The organism is Bacillus sp. 1A (assembly GCF_052682215.1).
In genome coordinates this window covers 4,644,210-4,664,270 of sequence record NZ_JBQYLZ010000001.1, presented here as the reverse complement: position 1 = coordinate 4,664,270, position 20,061 = coordinate 4,644,210, and the positions used below count along the sequence as shown (strand labels likewise).

Here is a 20,061-nt window from a genome sequence, read left to right as displayed (position 1 = left end):
AGATACAATTTTAATATAATACATAACTGAGATGATTAAGGAGTGTTATACTTGGCAGAATTATTACAAGGTAAAAATGCTTTAATTACAGGAGCAGGTAGAGGGATTGGTCGCGCTGTAGCGATCGCATTAGCGAAAGAAGGCGTAAATGTCGGTCTTTTAGCTCGTTCAGAAGAAAACTTAAAAGCTGTAGCGAAAGAAGTGGAAGCAGAAGGTGTAAAAGCTGTTATTGCGACTGCTGATGTTTCTTCATATGAAGAAGTGACTACTGCAATTGAAACGTTAAAAAACGGTTTAGGCTCTATTGATATTTTAATTAATAACGCTGGTATTTCTAAGTTCGGTAAGTTTTTAGAACTAGACGTTGCTGATTGGGAAAAAATCATTCAAGTAAACTTAATGGGTGTATACTATGCAACTCGTGCAGCTTTACCAAGCATGATTGAGCAACAATCTGGTGATATTATTAATATTTCATCTACAGCAGGACAAAAAGGTGCACCTGTAACAAGTGCATATAGTGCTTCTAAATTTGGTGTTCTTGGTTTAACTGAATCGTTAGCGATGGAAGTTCGTAAACATAACATTCGTGTAACTGCTTTAACTCCAAGTACAGTAGCAACTGATATGGCTGTAGATTTAGGATTAACTGATGGGAATCCAGATAAAGTAATGCAAGCAGAAGATATTGCAGAGTTTATCGTAGCGCAGCTGAAATTAAATAAACGTACATTTATTAAATCAGCAGGACTTTGGTCTACTAATCCGTAAGGGATAATTTCATAAAAAAAGAAGGGATATTTATTCTGTAATGGAGTGGATGTCCCTTCTTTATTTTTTGTATATAAGACAGAATTTTCGTTATAATCAAAAGTGAATAGTAGAAAAGCATTGAAAAATTGAAGGGATGGTATTTTCATGAGTATGATTGAGAAATGGACGGCTGTTGATCAATATGTGAGTGATGTATTAATACCGAAAGATTCTACATTAGAAGAAGTACTTCAAGCAAACGCTGCAGCTAATTTACCAGCACATGATGTATCGCCAACGCAAGGGAAGTTTTTACAACTATTAGTACAAATTCAAGGAGCTCGGAACATTTTAGAAATTGGTACTCTAGGCGGATATAGCACGATATGGCTTGCAAGAGCATTGCCATCTGGAGGCAGAGTTGTTACATTGGAGGCAAGTGAAAAGCATTCTGAAATTGCACGTAGCAATATTGAGCGTGCCAATTTGAATGATAGAATTGAAGTGCGAACAGGATTAGCTTTAGATTCTTTACAGCAAATCGAAAATGAGAATTATGAACCATTTGATTTTATTTTTATAGACGCCGATAAACAAAATAATCCTACTTATTTTGAATGGGCACTGAAACTATCACGCCCTGGTACTAATAATTATTGGTGATAACGTAGTACGTGAAGGAGAAGTTATTGACAATACGAGTAACGATCCTCGCGTACAAGGGATACGTCGCTTCTATGAATTAATAGCTGCAGAGCCACGTGTAAGTGCTACTGCGCTTCAAACTGTCGGAAGTAAAGGATACGATGGGTTTGTAATGGCAGTTGTAAAAGAGTGACGAAAGGTGGTAAAAAGATGAAAAAGATGTTTCAAAAATTATAACATGTATCGTGTACAACACAGCTAGCTCGTGGACCTCCAACATACTTGGAAATATAAGTTTATATAAAAATTGGAGGTAAGGAATAGATGAGAACTGAAAAAGAAATGTTAGACTTAATTATAAATACAGCAAAAGAGGATAGAAGAATTCGAGCTGTCATCATGAATGGGTCACGTGTAAATCCACATGTGAAAAAAGATTGTTTTCAAGACTATGATATTATGTATGTTGTAAATGATATACAATCTTTTACGTCTAATCATAATTGGATTCATAGATTTGGCGAAATAATGATTGTACAAATGCCGGAAGAAATGTCATTAGTTCCAGCAGATGAAGACGGGAAATTTCCGTATTTAATGCAGTTTATGGATGGAAACCGAATTGATTTAACGTTAGTTCCCGTTGATTTGATACATACATTCGTTGGGCAAGATAGTTTAAGTAAACTGCTTCTTGATAAAGATAATTGTATTAACGAATTTCCACCAGCAAGCGATAGGGACTACTTAATAAAAAAACCTACAGAAAAAGAGTTTTTGGATTGCTGTAATGAATTTTGGTGGTGTAGTACGAATGTGGCAAAAGGACTATGGAGAGAAGAACTTTCTTATGCGAAAGGGATGCTTGATGGTCCAGTACGAGATATGTTCATCGTAATGCTAGAATGGCATATTGGTATGAAAACAGACTTTACAGGTAATGCAGGAAAGTTTGGGAAGCATTTCGAGCAATATATTGAAAAAGATATGTGGGAGCAATTTAAAAGAACTTTTTCTAATGCAGAATATGAAAACATATGGGAGTCATTCTTTGTCATGGGTAATTTATTTAGGGAAGTAGCGAATGAAATTGCTAACACATATGGGTATCAATACCCGCAAGGTGATGATGACAGAGTGACGAGCTATTTAAAACATGTAAAAGCTTTGCCGAAAGATAGTGCATCGATTTATTAATTGTATAAAGCAGTAAGACTGTCCAAATTATGGACAGTCTTATTTTTGTTCATGAATAATAATTTCTCTAACAAAGTGCAGATGAATCACATATGAAATTTTAGGGAGGTTTTTATCATGTATTATTTTTATTCGTCAGAAATGTTTGCCCCATATGAATGGGGACTAGAACGAGATGTTTCGTACGCCTATATGCCATATAACTCATTTTATTATGGAGACTATATGAGCTCATTGCCATACGCATATATCCCTCAAAACTATACAGTACAAATGAAAGCATATGAGCGAGGATCGTGGACACCATTTTCGTGGGTCGAAAAATATGCGTACGCATTTTCAGGGCCGTACAATAAAGCGGAAGTAGCTCTTACATTTGATGATGGACCAGATTTAGAATTTACGCCGAAAATTTTAGATAAGTTAAAACAACATAATGTGAAGGCGACTTTCTTCTTGCTTGGTGAAAACGCAGAAAAGTATCCGAATGTAGTAAAACGTATTGCGAATGAAGGGCATGTAATTGGTAATCATACGTACAGCCATCCAAATTTAGCGAAAGTAAATGATGCTGAGTACCGTAATCAAATTATGAAAACGGAAGAAATATTAAATCGTTTAGCTGGTTATGCACCGAAATTTATTCGTCCGCCATACGGTGAAATACTTGAAAATCAATTGAAGTGGGCAACAGAGCAAAATTTTATGATTGTACAATGGAGTGTTGATACGGTTGATTGGAAAGGAGTAAGCGCTGATACGATTACAAATAATGTGTTAGGGAATTCATTTCCTGGCAGTGTTATACTTCAGCATTCGACTCCAGGTGGACATTTGCAAGGATCTGTAGAGGCGCTAGAGAAAATTATTCCGCAGTTAAAAACGAAAGGGGCACGCTTTGTAACGCTGCCAAGTATGTTCCAAACATCGAAAGAGAGAAAATAAAATGGATTTTAAATCACTCGGATTGTGTCTGTTATCTACTGATTATTAGCCCACTCGTACGGGCGCCCGACTTCAAACTCACTCATTGCATTTGTAGAAATTTGAGGTGGGGTTCTTATTGCTCGCAAATAGCAGGATAAAGAATAGGACTCCCAGGTACTTTAAAATGGGAGTCCTATTTTATTTATAAACTATTATTTTCTAGTAAGTCTTTTCCTTTTTCTATAACAAATTCATAGTATGCAAGATCATATGGATAAATATCTTCAAATGTTATCGTTATTGGTTTATTGTTTAAAACAGAAATAGCCGTAAAAGATGAAATCTCTCTTTTTAATAGTTGTAGAAAAGAAGTTGCATGTATTTTCATCACATCGTCTACTTCTTCACCTGGTGCAAATGAGAGTGTATTGATGACATTGTGAAAATACATATGACAAAATTCACGATCAGTAAGATTTGAAATTTCATAATCTATTTTAAAGATTCCTTTGTATGCTAAATCGGTAGTTTGAAAGAAAAGTCCTAGTTCTTCTTCAATTTCACGAAGACCGCCAATTTGTACATCTTCATCATGCATAATATGTCCAGCTGAAGTAATATCCCATATACCCGGCGCTTCTTTTTTATTTTTAGAGCGTAATTGAAAATATAAAAACATATCTTCAGCATCTTTTTCTACAAACCAACAATGAAATGTTTCGTGCCAATCACCGTCGCGATGCACTTCATCACGTAATTTCTTCCCAAGTATATTTCTTTCAGTATCAAATATTGTTAACCACTCTGTCATTTGAATTCCCCTTTCTGCCAATTATATTATACAATATTTGTATTGAATTTTGAGAAAATAAAGAAAAGAGGTAGTTATAAGTGGGGAGAGAGAGTAAGGAAATAAAATCGATTATTTCAACAGAGGAAGAGTTACGAAAAATATTGGGGCGACCAAGTGAGCGAGCTTTGAAAAAAGTTATTTCATCATTAGACCATCATTGCATAGATTTTCTGTCTAAATCTCCTTTTCTAGTATTATCTACTGCAAATAAATTAGGAGAGTGTGATGCTTCGCCGAGAGGAGACGCACCTGGATTTGTACACGTATTAAATAATAATAAAATTATCATTCCAGAAAGACCAGGAAACCGTCGTATAGATTCCATTTTGAATATTATTTCAAATTCGCACGTAGGGTTACTCTTTTTGATTCCTGGTCTTGGGGAGACACTCCGAATAAACGGCCGAGCATTCATTACAAACGATGAAGAAATTTTGCAAGAAATGCAGGCAAATGGACGCAATCCGTTACTTGGAATTGTTGTTGAAATAGAGGAATGCTATATTCATTGCGCGAAAGCTTTTATTCGTTCAAAAATGTGGGATTCAGAGTCATGGCTAAATAAAAAAGAGTTACCTTCAGCAGCAAAAATGTTGCTGGAGCATGCGAGAGTGAATGGTTCAGAAGAAGATGTTGCACGTTCTTTAGAAGAAAGTTATACGAAAAGATTGTATTAAAAAAGCTTTATTAATATATTTTTTGAGGCGGATTTCTACTTGTTTTAGAATGGAGTATTTATATATAAACCGTTGATTTACAAACTGGGGAAATTACAAAATAGGTAAATCAAGCGGTGGTTGTAAAATGTTATTGTGAAATATAATAAAAAGTAATCTTGATGATAGTTAGTAAAAATAGGCTTGCTTTTTAAAAACTTCATAACTATAATAAATTAACAAATAGACATGAACGAAAAAGTAACGATAAGGACATGAAATCATTTTTACGGTTTACAGAGAGGGAAGCCAAGGTGTGAGCTTCCTAACACGAGAAATGATTTTACCACCTTTGAACTTCAATAGTGAACGAGTAATCTAGTAATTATTGACGGAATCAGCCGTTATCTGAACTTGAGCAATCTAGAAGGAAATAAGTCTGGATTGGAACAAGGGTGGAACCACGAAAACACATTCGTCCCTTTCCTAGGGATGAGTGTGTTTTTTTATGGGATTAGAGATTGAAAATTAAAAATAATTAAAAAATAGTATTGATTTTGTTGTTTATGCGAGTATAATGAATTAACAAATAAACATGAGCGAAAAAGTAACGATAAGGACACGGAATCATTTTTACGGTTTACAGAGAGGGAAGCCAAGGGTGTGAGCTTCCTAACACGAGAAATGATTTTACCACCTTTGAACTTCAATAGTGAACGAGTAATCTAGTAATTATTGACGGAATCAGCCGTTATCTGAACTTGAGCAATCTAGAAGGAAATAAGTCTGGATTGGAACAAGGGTGGAACCACGAAAACACATTCGTCCCTTTCCTAGGGATGAGTGTGTTTTTTTACTTTGAAAGGAGGTGCAGTAAAATGAAACGATTTGTACGTACGGAAATAACCACCACCTGCATGATTAAAAAGCAGAGCAAGGTGATTGATAGAGATAAATAATAAAATTGTAGGAGGAGATTAGAAGATGAATAACGTTATTAATGTTGGGGTGTTAGGATTAGGTACGGTCGGAAGTGGTGTTGTCCATATTTTGAAAGAACATTATAAAAAAATTGCACTTGATACAGGGTATGAAGTGAAGGTAAAGACAGTCGTTGTACGTGACTTAGAAAAAGAACGTGATGTTTGCATTGATGGAATCGTAGTAACAAGTCATGTCGATGAAGTTCTAAATGATCCAAATATTGATATTGTAGTAGAGGTAATGGGCGGAATTGAAGAAGCAAAGCAACATATTGTTAAGGCTTTACGAAATAAAAAACATGTCGTAACAGCAAATAAAGATTTAATGGCTGTATACGGTGCGGAACTTCTCCACCTGGCGAACGAAAATGATTGTGATCTATGTTATGAAGCAAGTGTAGCGGGCGGTATTCCGGTGTTAAGGGGATTAACAGACGGATTAGCTTCAGATCAAATTGAAAAAATAATGGGAATTGTAAATGGCACAACAAATTATATGTTAACAAAGATGAGTCAAAAGGGATGGTCGTATGAAGAGGCTTTACAGGAAGCACAAAAATTAGGTTTCGCAGAATCGGATCCAACAGCGGATGTAGATGGGTTAGATGCGGCGAGAAAGGTAGCCATTCTTGCAAACTTAGGTTTTTCGATGAATGTTTCTTTAGATGATGTGCAAGTAAGAGGGATTCGAAAGGTCGAAAAAGAAGATTTACAAATGGCTGAAAAGTTAGGATTTACTATGAAATTAATTGGTAAAGCAGAGAAACAAGGGGCAGCCATTCATTTAAGTGTAGAACCAACACTTTTACCAAGCCATCATCCATTATCGAATGTAAATAATGAATTTAATGCAGTATATGTTCACGGTCAAGCGGTAGGAGAAGTAATGTTTTACGGCCCTGGAGCTGGGAAGTTACCGACTGGTTCTGCTGTAGTAAGTGATATTATTTCAATCGTTAAAAGTATGAATCAAGTTCCGAAAAATAAAAGTGCGTTAAAAGAACCAGAACCGTATGAATTACAAGGAGATGAAGAAGTCGTTTCGAAATATTTCTTACGTATTTCATTACGAGATGAACCTGGGATGTTGCAAAAAATAACAGAATGTTTCGTTAATTATTCTGTAAGTTTAAAAGAAGTTATTCAATTACCTTTAAATCGTGAACTTGCAGAAGTCGTTGTTGTGACACATAAAACTTCAAAGTATCAATTTGAACGAGTACTAGGAGCGATAGAAAATGTCGCAAGTGAAATAAACAGTTATTACATTATTGAGGAGGAAAAACAATATGTATAAAGGATTATTAAAACAGTATGCTTCTTATTTACCGGTGAATGAAAATACACCTGATGTGAGCTTAATGGAAGGAAATACACCGCTTATTCCGTTATTAAATATATCAAAACAATTAGGAATTCAGTTATACGGTAAGTATGAAGGAGCGAATCCGACAGGTTCTTTTAAAGATCGTGGTATGGTAATGGCTGTTGCGAAGGCGAAAGAAGAAGGTTCGGAGGCAATTATTTGTGCATCAACAGGTAATACTTCGGCATCGGCCGCAGCATACGCGGCACGCCTGGGAATGAAATGTATAATCGTAATCCCTGAAGGAAAGATTGCACATGGAAAATTAGCGCAAGCAGTCGCCTATGGAGCTGAAATCATTTCAATAGAAGGAAATTTTGATGATGCACTTAAGGCTGTAAGAAATATTGCTGCGGAAGAGCCGATTACATTAGTAAATTCAGTGAATCCTTATCGAATTGAAGGGCAAAAGACAGCAGCATTTGAAATTTGTGACCAGTTGCAAAGTGCACCAGATGTTTTAGCGATTCCTGTTGGGAATGCCGGAAATATTACAGCGTACTGGAAAGGTTTCTGTGAATATGAGAAAGAAAAAGGCTATAAGAAGCCAAGAATTCACGGATTTGAAGCAGAAGGAGCAGCAGCAATTGTAAAAGGACATGTCATTGAAGAACCTGAAACAATTGCAACAGCGATTCGTATTGGTAACCCCGCAAGTTGGTCATATGCAGTAGAGGCTGCTGAACAGTCTCACGGTGAAATAGATATGGTATCAGATGAAGAAATTTTACATGCGTATAGATTATTAGCAAAAACGGAAGGGGTTTTCGCTGAGCCGGGATCAAATGCTTCATTAGCAGGTGTAATTAAACATGTTCAATCTGGAAAAATTAAAAAAGGAGAGACAGTTGTTGCAGTTTTAACTGGAAACGGCTTGAAAGATCCTGATATCGCAATTTCTTCTAATACATTAGACATTGCAAGTGTTTCAAATAATATAGAACAAATTAAAGAACATATTAAAGGGGTGATTATGTCGTGATACCATTAAGTATTCGTGTTCCTGCTAGTACAGCGAATGTTGGACCTGGATTTGATTCAGTAGGAATAGCTTTGTCATTATATTTAGATGTGGTGGTAAAAGAAAAAGCTGATAGATGGCAAGTAATCCATTCCTTTGAAGAATCAATTCCGACAGATGATAAAAATTTAATCGTTAGCACGGCATGTAAAGTATGTCCTTCTTTATCACCTCATATAATAGAAGTTACTAGTAATATTCCGCTAACAAGAGGACTAGGAAGTAGTGCATCAGCCATTGTAGCAGGGATAGAGCTTGCGAATCAACTTGGCAATTTGAACTTAACGACTGATCAAAAAGTTCAAATTGCAACAAATTTTGAAGGGCATCCAGATAATGTTGCGGCTTCTATATTAGGAGGAACTGTAATCGGAGCACTTGATGGAAAGAATGTTTCGGTTGTAAGAATTGAAAGTAAGGAATTAGGTGTAATTTCTCTTATTCCAAATGAAGAGTTAAATACAGAGGAAAGCCGATCTGTATTACCAGCTGTGTTTCCGTTTCATGAAGCGGTTAAGGCTAGTGCAATCAGCAACGTATTAGTAGCTGCGTTTTGTCAAAAGAAGTGGGAAGTTGTAGGTGAAATGATGGAAAGAGATCATTTTCACGAGCCGTATCGTTTAGAACTCGTACCGCTATTACCCTCAATTCGTAAATGTGCAAAAGAGTTTGGCGCATACGGCACAGCGCTTAGTGGTGCAGGTCCATCCATTTTTATATTAACGCCATATGATAAGCGTCAAGAAATTGCTGAGCAATTAGCGAGAGTATTTACGTCTATGAAAGTGTGTGAGCTAGAAATCGATCATAGAGGAATTACTGTAAATAAAGAAGAACATATAGAACTATAAAAAAGCTAGCATTGCTAGCTTTTTTTGTTGTAAATATCTTTTCATTTGGCATATAAAAGAAAAGTAATAATGTATAATTTAGTAAAGCGTGTATTCATTTGGAGGTGATCGTATGAAAAAAGAGTCACCAGAAGAAAACAGAGAACGTATAAGGCAAAGTGAATTGAAAAATAATCCTACCGGTTCTTTACATGATGGATTCAACAGAGCTGAATCAGGTAGTCCAGTTGATATGACGGGTGGTATGAATTGGAAAGGTACAGCGCTAGTAATTTTAGTGCTATTTTTAGGGTATATTATATACACTTATTTTTTTAGTTAAAAAATAAGTGTTAAGGCTTCGAATTATTTGCTTTTATATTTAGTGGGGATGAAAAAACACGGTTATTGTACTACATATACTTTAAGCAGATTATAGTTGTTCATACACACTTATTTATAATACTCAAAATAGAGCAAGCGTTATGCTAGTTCTATTTTTTTTGCCACATTCCTGTAACAAAGCCCCTGTATATTCAGTGGTGGAGGTGCAGAAGATGAAAAAAATGATAGCAATATGTCTTCTTACAACGATGTCATTTTCGACTTTAGTCGGGTGTGATGTAAAAGGTAACAAGGCTGTACAAGAGTCTAAAGTAAAGAAAGCGACGTATAAAGAGTTTACTTACGATGTAAATCCAGAGACTTTCATGTTAACTGTAGAACATGATGGTGTAAAGGAACAGGCGTCACAGCCGTTACCAAAAATGAAGGTGTCGAATGTAAAAAAAGACAAGGAACGCACATCTTGGGAATATCCAGATCAAAAAGTAAAAGTGAATCTAGAAAAGAAAAAAGATCACTTAAATATTGAAGTGGAATCGACTGGTGCAGAAAGCTTTACGTGGCCGAAAGTACAAGCTGAAAATTATACACTTCCGTTATGGGAAGGTAAGCAAATTCCGAGTAATGATGAAAATTGGAAGAAGTTTTTAAAGGATGATGCATATTCATTTGCTGAATCATTTTCTATGAAGTTTTTTGCGTTAAATGGTTCGAAATATTCAATTGTATTTATTGCGAACAATATGTTTAATAATGAATTGAAATTTCATTCGGATCCCAAAATAGGATTTGATTTTATACATGAATTCCCGAGTATAAATAAAAATAAAGCATATGGATTTCAATTATATGTGACAAATAATGATGCAGTCAGTATTGCTAAACTGTATAAGGATAATATTGCTCGAAAAGGTGAATTTAAAACATTACAAGAAAAGGCTAGAAAAAATAAAGAGATTGAAAAACTTTATGGTGCTGCTCATTTTTATTTTTGGAATCAAAATGGCTTGTCTGACAGTAACGTAAATTGGCCTAAAATAAGAGAGCAAATAAATAGTCCTGTATTTAGTCATATAAAAGGGCTTATTCAAAAGAATAGTTCGGAGCCTGGAGAACTGAGTGTGTTTGAGCAAGTAAGTAAACAAGATTTCATTGATAAGTACCAAAAAAATGTTATTTTGCGTTATGTAAATGAAGTATTATCAATGAAGGAATTGTATAAAGATGATATTTTTCAAAAGGTTGATCAGAACGCTAGTGAGTTATTAAACAAAGGGGTAGATCACTTATCGAAGATGGAGTTATATAACTTAAATAAGCATGTATTAAAGTCGGCGCTCGGTGATGCGATTGAAGAAGTAAGTAAATGGGGTAACGCAGATGGAACGGATATTATAAAGGAAATGAAAGAATCAGGAATAGACAAAGCGTGGATTGGGTTACCGAACTGGGAACAAGGGTATATGCAGCCTGATTTCGTGACAGAAGCTAAGAAAATAGGATATTTAGTTGGTCCGTATGATTCTTATCATTCTATTCACGAAAAAGCTGATAAAAATTGGAATACAGCTTCTTTTCAGGATCCATCGTTATATGAAGAGGCAACTGTGACGAAGAAAAATGGAGAAAAAGTGCAAGGATTTTTAGGTAGAGGGCGAAAGTTAAATCCAACTTTATCTCTTCCTAGTGTAACAGAGCGAATGAACGATATATTAAAAAATGGACCTAAATATAATTCATGGTTTATTGATTGTGATGCAACAGGTGAAATTTATGATGACTATTCAGCCAAACATATAACGACACAAGAACAAGATTTAAAAGCAAGATTGCAACGAATGGATTATATTGCGCAAGAAAAAGGTATGGTAGTTGGCTCAGAAGGCGGAAATGACTTTGCAAGTAGCACGATTGCATTTGCTCACGGTATTGAAACACCGGTTATTAAATGGGACGATGAAGATATGAGGAAAAATAAAACAAGTCCGTATTATGTAGGCGGATATTGGTCACCGAATCAAAATGTTCCAGAAAAATATGCAAAACAAGTACCGTTAAAAGAAGAATATAAACAAGTATATTTAAATCCAGTATATTCGGTACCGTTATATAAATTAGTATACAATGATTCTGTAATTACAACGCACCACTGGGAATGGGGAAGTTTGAAAGTAAAAGATGAGGTAGGAAACCGTATGCTATACGAATTATTGTATAATGTTCCTCCGTTGTACCATTTAGATGAAGTAGAGTGGAATAAGCATAAACAAGAAATTACGCAGCACCTGAAAGTTTGGAATGACGTTCATGAACAGGCAGTAAAAGAAGAAATGACGAACTTTGCATATTTGTCAGAAGATAAATTAGTTCAATCTGCTTCATATGGAAAAGATATTAAAATTATTGTGAATTTCTCAAATGAAGAGATAGAAATAGATAAGGTGAAACTAAAAGCAAAATCCGCTTTCATTTATAATCATGGGAAGAAAACAACGTATACACCGCTTGAGGGATAATATGAAATGTATTGTTGCATTACTAATTTTTCTCTTTATTCTTGTTGATTTTTCAGGTGAAAATTGAAGAATTCGAAACGAATAAATTTATAAATCTGTAATTTCGGATGTTGAGAAGTGCTAAATATTTGAAGTTGGAAAATAGTGACTTGCCAAAAATAGCACGAGAGTATAATGTGAAATGGAATACATTTTGGATTCATCATGTAACCTTACAAAAATGTAAGGTGTTTGAAAGGAAATTCAATATGAAGAATACTAGACATACATTATACTAGGGAAAGAGAAAGAGAGGCGAATGAAGATGAGCTCTGAATTAGAACAAAATACGAGAAGCAATAAAAAACGTTCTAAAAGAAGGTCAATAAAATGGTTCATTTTAATTCCATTTTTCCTACTTATTTTTGGAGGAGTAGGATATGGATCATTAATATATAATAAAGCAAAAGCTGTTGTAAGTGATGCGTATGCACAAATTGATAAATCATCAAAACGTGATAAAGAAGTTGAGCCTTTAAAGGATAACATCTCTATTTTAATTATGGGTGTAGATGGTAGTGAAATGCGAAAAAGTCAATATGGTGAAGCTGTTCGCACAGATGCACTTTTATTAGCAACAATTAATAAAGATGATAAATCAGTTAAATTAGTAAGTATTCCGCGTGATTCACGTGTATATATTCCATCTAGAAAGAAATTAGATAAAATTACACACGCACACGTATTTGGTGGTGTTGAAAGTACACGAGATACAGTGGAAAGATTTTTAAATGTTCCTGTTGATTATTATGTGAAGTTTAACTTTGAATCATTCGTACAAATTGTCGATTCACTTGGTGGTATTGATATTGATGTACCTGTTACTTTCACAGAGCAAGATAGTAAAGACCAAGCGGGTATGATTCATTTAGAAAAAGGCTTCCAACATTTAAATGGAGAACAAGCACTTGCACTTGCAAGAACGCGTAAAATTGATAGTGACGCAATGCGTGGACAAAGACAACAACTTGTAATAGAAGCAATTGCAAAAAAAGCGATGTCTGTGCAATCAATTAGCAAAATGGGCTCTTTACTTGATGCGGTTGATAAAAATATGAAAACGAACTTAACTTTCGATGATATGCTTGCGATTACAAAAAATATGGCAGGATCTAATTTAGAAATGGAAAAAATGCAAATAGAAGGTACGGATAAACGTATCGGAGGTATTTATTATTACATTCCAAATGAAAAAAATGTGAAAGATATTTCGAAAAAATTAAATGATCATCTAGGTGTAACACCGAAACCAGTTCGAAACGAATAATAAAAAAAGATTGGCTTTCGCCAATCTTTTTTTATCGGAATGGATTTGTAACTTTTCTGTAACGATTTTTTATTTTAGAAAAACTATACTCATATGTATGAGAATATTGGAGAAGCAAAAAGTAAAGAAAAATAATAAAAATCTGTAATAAGGAAAGATATCATATGCAGAAATGGATAGGCATTATGGGAATCATTTTTATGTTGACTGGATGTAAAATGTCTGAAGCTCCAACAAGTTTAATGGGTGCTCCTGCCAATGAGAAATGGATTAATGAACTAAAAGAGCAAATAGATAAAGATTTGCCTGTTAATTATCGATTGCTTACTCCAAAGTCTAATAAAGATAAACAGATGATTTGGTCAATGGATTTTAAACAAGATAATAAGAAAGAAGCCATCTTATTTTATAAATTACCGAATGAAGATCATAGCGTATATTTAGCTGTCTATGAAGAAGTTAGGAATGTCTGGAAATTAAAGTCCACGCACAGATTTGATGGTGGAGATGTAGATATCGTTGAAGTCGGTGATTTTACAGGGAACGGGAAGCGAGAGTTATTAATCGGAATTTCTGTAAGTCGTGAATCGTTAGAACATGTTATGTATGTTTTTTCGGAAGAAAATGAAGATATGAAGGAAATATATAATCGAAGTTATACGAAGTTATTCATAGAGGATTTAAATAAAAATGGACTGAAAGATATAAGTCTTGTTACGTATGAAAAAGATGAGAAATTGACAGTTGAGTTCATGGAACAATTTAAGACTTTATCTGAAGCGTCATTCGATCCATTTATAAATAGTATTCAAAGAATACAAATGGGCCGCATTTCTGAATCACTAAAGGCGGTTGTAATTGACGCAGGTGTTGGTGCTCATTCAGGGATAACATATGTAGCAAAATTTGATAAGGGTCATTATGAGGTATTACCTATAGATGGGAAAGAAGATTTGTTCAATGAATATGTTGTAGAAAGTAAAGATGTTAATGAAGACGGCATTATTGAATTTGTTCGTACAGTGCGTCCACAAGGTTGGGAAGATAAATCACATGGTGATAGTCCGCTTTTCGAACGTTACATACAGTGGAGTGAATCTGGAATTAAACCAATTGAAGAAAGATATATCGATATAGAAAAAGGATATTATGTGAAAATTCCTGAAGAGTTAATTGGAAAAATTACGATACCAGATGAGCAAAAGGAATCAAATTCTCAAAAGTTTTTGGAGACAAGTACAAAAGAATTATGGCTTGAAGTCCATATATTTAAGCGAAAAGAATGGTTCAAAATAAAAGGATATGAAGCAGCAGTTAAAACAGCTTCTCACGTATATGCTGTACCGAAACAACCACATTTTGAAAAAGTGAAAGCATATGTAAAACCGCTAGCCGATTATCAACAAGAGTAGGGAGGTGGAAATTATGCCAACAATTTTAGTTTTAGAAGATGAAATGCCTATTCGTAGTTTTATCGTCTTGAATTTGAAACGTGCTGGATTTTATGTGTTAGAAGCTAGTACGGGAGAAGAGGCGTTACAGATTTTATGTGAACATACTGTTGATGTAGCATTACTTGATGTAATGTTACCAGGAATTGATGGTTTTCAAGTTTGTAAATCCATCCGGGAAGAAAATAAAAAAATAGGTATTATTATGTTAACCGCACGCGTACAAAATGAAGATAAAGTACAAGGACTAGGAATTGGTGCAGATGATTATATCGCAAAGCCGTTTAGTCCAGTGGAATTAACTGCACGTATACAATCGTTACTAAGGAGAATAGAAGTACATCATGAAAAAGCGAATATCATCATATCTGGCCCATTTTCGTTAAATGTAATAGAGGAAAGACTATATAAAAGTGGACAATTAGTCGATTTAACCCCTACAGAGTATATGATATTACAGTATTTGATGAATCAGGCTTCAAAGCCGGTTTCACGTGATGAAATTTTAAATATGATTTGGGGAACGAATTATGTAGGTGAGACGAAAGTAGTAGATGTAAATATGAGGCGGTTACGCCAAAAAATAGAATGTACTCCATCAGAACCTGAATTTATTCTTACTGTGTGGGGAAAAGGATATGTGTGGAAGGAAAGTATAAGATGAAAAGAAAAGTGACTTTATATTTTATGACGGTCATTATACTTATGCTTGTATTATTTGAAGTCGTATTTTCAGTCTCAATTTATCGATATTATTATAATGGTATTGTGCAATATATAGAATCTCATGCGAAGACAAGTACGCGATTTTTCTCTGAATACAATTCACTATACTTTATTCGATTGCAAGAATACAGCGGGGATATAATTGAGAGCTTTCAGTTAGAAGGAACCGAATTACAATTAATTGATCGGCATGGTACGATTATACAATCGTCAAGTGGACAAAAGGTAGAAGGTAAAGTAGTTATTCCATATTCGTTACTAGAAGGAGAAATGTATCATCAAGTGACTGCTACGAAAGACAATGTGAAACAATTGGAAGTGATTAGTCCACTTATTCATCAAGGACAAACGATCGGTGCTTTGAAATATACAACTGTTTTAACGAATGTAAATGCAAAGATTATTGAAATTATTATGTTTACTATTTCAGTTGGAATTGTCATTTCTGGTATCGTATTCTTAATCAGTAGACGATTAGCGAATTCGTTTGTTAAACCTATCGAATCTATTATTCATGCTTCTTCACAAATTGCAGAAGGTACATTAAAGAAGAAAATTAAAGAGGATTATCCAGGTGAATTAGGTGAGTTGGCACATAGTTTAAATCATATGTCTAATAAAATAGAAAAAGCGGAACAGATGAAAAATGAATTCATTGCTTCGATTTCTCATGAAATACGAACGCCTTTAACTGGAATTAAAGGTTGGAGTGAGACGTTAAAAACGGTAGATCATTTAACGGAAGAAGAGATAAAGCAAGGCATGGGAATTATATCAGGTGAGACAGACCGATTGATTCATTTAGTAGAAGAATTACTAGATTTTTCAAGATTACAATCAAATCATTTCAATTTATATAAACAAAAGGTGCAATTATACGATATACTAGAGGAGACGATTTGGCAATTAACTCCTAATGCTGAAGAGAAGCAAATGCAATTCATCAAAACTATAGAACGAATTGAATTGATGGGAGATCGAAATAGGCTAAAGCAAGTTTTCTTGAATATTGTTCAAAATGCCATTAAATATTCACATAAAAATGGTAAAGTATATATTGAAGCGACTAAAAATGAAGGACAAGCAGTGATCAAGGTGAAAGACGAAGGAATTGGAATTGCTAAAGAGCATTTACCATATATAGAACAGTCATTTTACCAGATTAATAACCATGCTACAGGTGCTGGTCTCGGTTTAGCTATCGTTAAAAAAATGGTGGAGCTTCATGGAGGTACACTTAGTATTATAAGTAAAGAAGGAATAGGAACAACCATTTTAATAAAACTCCCATTATAATACATAAAAAGTCTGTTTATATAGTGTAATAAAATAAATAGATGTATAATTATATTGGGTGATTTATATATAAGATTAATAGGGAGAGGAATTCGATAGAATGGAAAAAGCTTTTAAAATTAAACGAGTAGTAGTCGTTTTAATAGCGATTGCAGCAGTAGCTATTGGGTATTTCATGTTTCAATCCATTACTTCACCAGCAAAGGCTGTTGCAAAACAAGAAAATGTAGTACAGCTTGCAAGTGAACAACCGAAAGTAGAAATGAATAAAACGGCACCAAGTCGTTTTAATGGAAAAGAAAGAAAAGTTGCTTATCTTACATTTGATGATGGCCCAGGGAAATATACGGCTGAATTGTTAAATATGTTAAAACAGCATGATGCGAAGGCGACGTTCTTTTTAATTGGAGCGAATGTAAAAGAATTTCCGGATTTAGTGAAACGTGAAAATGCAGAGAGTCATTATGTAGGTATGCATAGTATGACACATAATTTTGCAAAGTTATATAAAAATGGCGAGTATGTAAATGAAATGAAAGAAGATCAAGGCTTAATCGCAAATATTATTGGAAAATCACCTAAATTAACACGTCCACCATACGGTTCGATGCCTGGATTAAATGAAGGTCTTCGAAATAAAGTGGTAGAGGGCGGTTTTAAAGTATGGGATTGGACAATTGATTCATTAGATTGGAAATATAACAAAATGCAAGTTGATGCAGCGGCAGCACAAATTGCTCAAAATGTAATAACAAATGCAACAAAACCACAGGAAGTCATTTTAATGCATGACATTCACCCACAATCAGTTGCTGCTGTGCCAGCAATTTTAAAAGGGTTAAAAGAAAAGGGTTATGAGTTTGAAGCTTATCATGAAGAGAGTCACTTCTCAGTGAATTTCTGGCATGATAACCGTATGTAATGGAGGAATGAACGTTGAAGTATGGAAAAGTAGCAGTAGTTGGAGCACTATCAGTAGGACTATTAACAGGTTGTTTCGGTGAAAAACCAGAAGAAAATCTATACACAGCTTTTGAAACAGCAGCGACACAAGAAAAATCATTAGTTGATGAAGCGAAGAAATTAGAGAAATTAGAGAATGAAGGTCAAGAGCTATATTCTCAAATTTTACAAGAAGGTAAAGATCATAATGACGCTGTTATGAAGAAAATAGAGCAAGCTACTGCAAATGTAGATGAACGTGAAAAAGTATTGAAAAATGAGAAAGAAATGCTAGAAAAAGCTCAGAAAGAAACAAAATCTGTTCAAGGAAATATAGAGAAGCTTGAAGATAAGAAGTTACAAAAACAAGCGAAAGCAGTAGAAGAGTCGTATAAAAACCGTTATGATGCATTCCAAAAGATGAATGAAAATTATACGAAGGCGTTAGCGACTGAAAAAGAACTGTATGAAAAATTAAAAGTAAAAGAAACGAAATTAAAAGAGATTGGTGAAAAAGTTAAGGCTGTTAATGAATTAACTGTGGAAGCACAAAAATCAAAAGAGCAATTTAACAATTTTACAAAAGAGTATAATGACAGTAAATTAGCATTCTACAAAGATGCAGAGATTAAGATTAAAGATCAGAAATAAAGAAGAATCTTAAGCATAATAAAAAGCCGGAGAAACATCGTTACAAATGTTTTTTCGGCTTTTTACGTTAAATGAATAGAAAAGACTGGAATTGATATCATAAAAGAGTTATAGTGAATTATTCCAAGGGAAACATTGTAAAGTAAGGAGAATGGAAATATGTCATATGAATTTTTACTCAAATTAGGTTTAGCACTCTTTTTAGGATTATTCATCGGGATAGATAGGCAGCTAAAGAATAAACCGCTTGGTGTGAAAACAAGTATGGTTATTTCTGTAGCAAGTTGTTTAATTACGATGGTTTCAATTGAAGCCGTACATGTATATTCTGTTCCAGGGCATACAAATATGGATCCAATGCGTCTAGCTGCTCAAATTGTGAGTGGGATTGGTTTTCTTGGGGCAGGTGTTATTTTACGAAGAAGTAATGATGTTATTTCTGGATTAACGACAGCTTCTATGGTGTGGGCTGCTTCAGCTTTAGGTATAGCAATTGGGGCAGGCTTTTATTTACAAGCGACGGTTGCAATGATTTTAATTATTTTAGCAATTAACGTACTTCCACAACTTGTGAAAATTGCAGGTCCGTATTCATTAAGACAAAAAGATTTATCTATAAAAATTACTGTAAAAGAGCATCATGAGTTAGATGGTATATTTAAGCAAATTAAAAATTTAGGTATGCATGTGAAACGCGTAAAAATTAAAGATATAGATGGTGGAGCATTTCAGCAATTGGAAATGGTTATTTTAGCTCCAGAAGATTTATATACAACAGAGTTATATAGTTCCCTGAAAGAGATTGATCGTGTTGTTTCAGTTGAAGTGGAAAGTAGATAATTGTGATAAAAAAGAGTGAAGTGCATTCGCTCTTTTTTCATTTGGATTTTTAAGGAAATAAGTTGATATAATGATGAATAACAAGGGGGAGAAATGATGGAAATACATATTAGAAGAGCGATAAAAGATGATATACGAGGTATAGCAAAGGTGCATGTTGATAGCTGGAAAACAACGTATAAAGGGATATTTGCTGACGAATTTTTAGAAAATATAACATATGAGCAACGAGAAAAACAATGGGAAAACATTTTTCAACAAGAAGATACATACCAATATAGATTTGTAGCAGAGACGTCAGATGAAACAATAATCGGATTCATTGACGGAGGAGTTGAAAGAACCGGTACATATAATTGTGATGGAGAATTATATGCAATCTACCTTTTACAAACGTATCAAGGAATGAAAATAGGACAAAAGTTATTTCAAGCTTTATTATCGGAATGTATAAACAATGATATGCAATCACTTTTAGTATGGGTTGTTACGAATAACCCTTCTAAAAAGTTTTATGAAAAATTTAATCCTGAAAAAATTGATACGAAATTTTTAGAAAGACTCAATGTAGAAGAAACAGCGTATTGTTGGAGAGATATAAATAATATTATTATGTAAACTTAGTGTTTGAAAGAGGTATACCAAATGAGGTATACCTCTTTTGTTTAACTATTTCGAATGGATTAGTAATGAAAAATAGTAATGTATGTAGTTTGAAAATGAGAATTTTCCTAGTTTATTTTTAATTAGGTTAAAG

At 34.2% G+C, this 20,061-nt stretch carries 18 protein-coding genes, 1 pseudogene and 2 other annotated features; of the genes and pseudogenes, 18 read left to right on the top strand and 1 reads right to left on the bottom strand.

Annotated elements, in window-relative coordinates; all coding sequences use genetic code 11:
* Positions 1-51 precede the first annotated feature (51 nt).
* The 4 genes and pseudogenes from ACUN0F_RS23885 to ACUN0F_RS23870 all read left to right on the top strand — a co-directional run bounded on the left by ACUN0F_RS23885 (position 52) and on the right by ACUN0F_RS23870 (position 3,540).
* Positions 52-771: a 3-ketoacyl-ACP reductase gene (locus tag ACUN0F_RS23885; protein WP_000818985.1), complete on the top strand. Its 720-nt coding sequence runs from the start codon at positions 52-54 to the stop codon at positions 769-771.
* 147 nt (positions 772-918) lie between these two features.
* A pseudogene (locus ACUN0F_RS23880) lies at positions 919-1,591 on the top strand (O-methyltransferase).
* A gap of 131 nt (positions 1,592-1,722) precedes the next feature.
* The gene (locus ACUN0F_RS23875) at positions 1,723-2,595 is read left to right on the top strand and encodes an aminoglycoside 6-adenylyltransferase (protein WP_445540295.1); all 873 of its coding nucleotides are present in this window, start codon (positions 1,723-1,725) and stop codon (positions 2,593-2,595) included.
* 117 nt (positions 2,596-2,712) lie between these two features.
* Complete coding sequence (locus tag ACUN0F_RS23870; RefSeq protein WP_046955004.1) at positions 2,713-3,540, top strand: peptidoglycan-N-acetylglucosamine deacetylase; 828 nt, start codon at positions 2,713-2,715, stop codon at positions 3,538-3,540.
* 184 nt (positions 3,541-3,724) lie between these two features.
* On the opposite strand, the gene ACUN0F_RS23865 is transcribed toward ACUN0F_RS23870, so the two are convergent.
* A complete protein-coding gene (locus ACUN0F_RS23865) occupies positions 3,725-4,333 on the bottom strand; it encodes an NUDIX hydrolase (RefSeq protein ID WP_327973521.1) in 609 nt (202 codons plus the stop codon).
* Between the two features lie 80 nt (positions 4,334-4,413).
* Here ACUN0F_RS23865 and ACUN0F_RS23860 point away from each other — a divergent pair, with 80 nt between their 5' ends.
* The 14 genes from ACUN0F_RS23860 (at position 4,414) to ACUN0F_RS23795 (ending at position 19,922) form a co-directional block, all read left to right on the top strand.
* Positions 4,414-5,052, top strand: a complete 639-nt coding sequence (locus ACUN0F_RS23860) for a pyridoxamine 5'-phosphate oxidase family protein (RefSeq protein ID WP_327973522.1) — start codon at positions 4,414-4,416, stop codon at positions 5,050-5,052.
* Between the two features lie 234 nt (positions 5,053-5,286).
* Positions 5,287-5,517, top strand: a binding site (T-box leader).
* A 115-nt stretch (positions 5,518-5,632) separates the two neighbouring features.
* Positions 5,633-5,864, top strand: a binding site (T-box leader).
* Positions 5,865-6,015: 151 nt separating this feature from the next.
* Positions 6,016-7,311, top strand: a complete 1,296-nt coding sequence (locus tag ACUN0F_RS23855) for a homoserine dehydrogenase (protein WP_445540294.1) — start codon at positions 6,016-6,018, stop codon at positions 7,309-7,311.
* The gene (gene thrC / locus ACUN0F_RS23850) at positions 7,304-8,362 is read left to right on the top strand and encodes a threonine synthase (protein ID WP_000276442.1); all 1,059 of its coding nucleotides are present in this window, start codon (positions 7,304-7,306) and stop codon (positions 8,360-8,362) included. The genes ACUN0F_RS23855 and thrC overlap by 8 nt, the downstream gene beginning before the upstream one ends.
* Positions 8,359-9,252, top strand: a complete 894-nt coding sequence (gene thrB, locus ACUN0F_RS23845) for a homoserine kinase (RefSeq protein WP_000612663.1) — start codon at positions 8,359-8,361, stop codon at positions 9,250-9,252. Before thrC ends, thrB begins: the two co-directional genes overlap by 4 nt.
* A gap of 112 nt (positions 9,253-9,364) precedes the next feature.
* Positions 9,365-9,574 carry a DUF6366 family protein gene (locus ACUN0F_RS23840; RefSeq protein ID WP_000712286.1) on the top strand — a complete coding sequence of 70 codons (210 nt, stop codon included), beginning with the start codon at positions 9,365-9,367 and terminating at the stop codon, positions 9,572-9,574.
* A 214-nt stretch (positions 9,575-9,788) separates the two neighbouring features.
* Positions 9,789-12,092, top strand: coding sequence for a glycoside hydrolase (locus tag ACUN0F_RS23835; protein ID WP_445540293.1), 2,304 nt, complete (start codon positions 9,789-9,791; stop codon positions 12,090-12,092).
* 304 nt (positions 12,093-12,396) lie between these two features.
* Positions 12,397-13,398 carry an LCP family protein gene (locus ACUN0F_RS23830; protein ID WP_046959173.1) on the top strand — a complete coding sequence of 334 codons (1,002 nt, stop codon included), beginning with the start codon at positions 12,397-12,399 and terminating at the stop codon, positions 13,396-13,398.
* Positions 13,399-13,562: 164 nt separating this feature from the next.
* The gene (locus ACUN0F_RS23825) at positions 13,563-14,810 is read left to right on the top strand and encodes a hypothetical protein (protein WP_445540292.1); all 1,248 of its coding nucleotides are present in this window, start codon (positions 13,563-13,565) and stop codon (positions 14,808-14,810) included.
* A 13-nt stretch (positions 14,811-14,823) separates the two neighbouring features.
* A complete protein-coding gene (locus ACUN0F_RS23820) occupies positions 14,824-15,513 on the top strand; it encodes a response regulator transcription factor (protein ID WP_445540291.1) in 690 nt (229 codons plus the stop codon).
* Entirely contained in the window at positions 15,510-16,871 is a 1,362-nt protein-coding gene (locus ACUN0F_RS23815; RefSeq protein WP_046954998.1) for a sensor histidine kinase, read from the top strand. Before ACUN0F_RS23820 ends, ACUN0F_RS23815 begins: the two co-directional genes overlap by 4 nt.
* Positions 16,872-16,971: 100 nt before the next feature.
* A complete protein-coding gene (locus ACUN0F_RS23810) occupies positions 16,972-17,793 on the top strand; it encodes a peptidoglycan-N-acetylglucosamine deacetylase (RefSeq protein WP_445540290.1) in 822 nt (273 codons plus the stop codon).
* Between the two features lie 14 nt (positions 17,794-17,807).
* Complete coding sequence (locus ACUN0F_RS23805; protein WP_264461260.1) at positions 17,808-18,464, top strand: YkyA family protein; 657 nt, start codon at positions 17,808-17,810, stop codon at positions 18,462-18,464.
* Positions 18,465-18,623: 159 nt separating this feature from the next.
* Positions 18,624-19,304: an MgtC/SapB family protein gene (locus tag ACUN0F_RS23800; protein ID WP_000119501.1), complete on the top strand. Its 681-nt coding sequence runs from the start codon at positions 18,624-18,626 to the stop codon at positions 19,302-19,304.
* A 96-nt stretch (positions 19,305-19,400) separates the two neighbouring features.
* Positions 19,401-19,922, top strand: a complete 522-nt coding sequence (locus ACUN0F_RS23795) for a GNAT family N-acetyltransferase (RefSeq protein ID WP_264461261.1) — start codon at positions 19,401-19,403, stop codon at positions 19,920-19,922.
* Positions 19,923-20,061: the final 139 nt, after the last annotated feature.

What these genes read in the sequence shown, in the direction of transcription:
- ACUN0F_RS23875 (WP_445540295.1), top strand. Translation starts at nt 1,723, where the DNA reads ATGAGAACTGAAAAAGAAATGTTAGACTTAATTATAAATACAGCAAAA.
- ACUN0F_RS23870 (WP_046955004.1), top strand. Translation starts at nt 2,713, where the DNA reads ATGTATTATTTTTATTCGTCAGAAATGTTTGCCCCATATGAATGGGGA.
- ACUN0F_RS23865 (WP_327973521.1), bottom strand. Translation starts at nt 4,333, where the DNA reads ATGACAGAGTGGTTAACAATATTTGATACTGAAAGAAATATACTTGGG.
- ACUN0F_RS23855 (WP_445540294.1), top strand. Translation starts at nt 6,016, where the DNA reads ATGAATAACGTTATTAATGTTGGGGTGTTAGGATTAGGTACGGTCGGA.
- thrC (WP_000276442.1), top strand. Translation starts at nt 7,304, where the DNA reads ATGTATAAAGGATTATTAAAACAGTATGCTTCTTATTTACCGGTGAAT.
- ACUN0F_RS23840 (WP_000712286.1), top strand. Translation starts at nt 9,365, where the DNA reads ATGAAAAAAGAGTCACCAGAAGAAAACAGAGAACGTATAAGGCAAAGT.
- ACUN0F_RS23835 (WP_445540293.1), top strand. Translation starts at nt 9,789, where the DNA reads ATGAAAAAAATGATAGCAATATGTCTTCTTACAACGATGTCATTTTCG.
- ACUN0F_RS23830 (WP_046959173.1), top strand. Translation starts at nt 12,397, where the DNA reads ATGAGCTCTGAATTAGAACAAAATACGAGAAGCAATAAAAAACGTTCT.
- ACUN0F_RS23825 (WP_445540292.1), top strand. Translation starts at nt 13,563, where the DNA reads ATGCAGAAATGGATAGGCATTATGGGAATCATTTTTATGTTGACTGGA.
- ACUN0F_RS23820 (WP_445540291.1), top strand. Translation starts at nt 14,824, where the DNA reads ATGCCAACAATTTTAGTTTTAGAAGATGAAATGCCTATTCGTAGTTTT.
- ACUN0F_RS23815 (WP_046954998.1), top strand. Translation starts at nt 15,510, where the DNA reads ATGAAAAGAAAAGTGACTTTATATTTTATGACGGTCATTATACTTATG.
- ACUN0F_RS23810 (WP_445540290.1), top strand. Translation starts at nt 16,972, where the DNA reads ATGGAAAAAGCTTTTAAAATTAAACGAGTAGTAGTCGTTTTAATAGCG.
- ACUN0F_RS23800 (WP_000119501.1), top strand. Translation starts at nt 18,624, where the DNA reads ATGTCATATGAATTTTTACTCAAATTAGGTTTAGCACTCTTTTTAGGA.
- ACUN0F_RS23795 (WP_264461261.1), top strand. Translation starts at nt 19,401, where the DNA reads ATGGAAATACATATTAGAAGAGCGATAAAAGATGATATACGAGGTATA.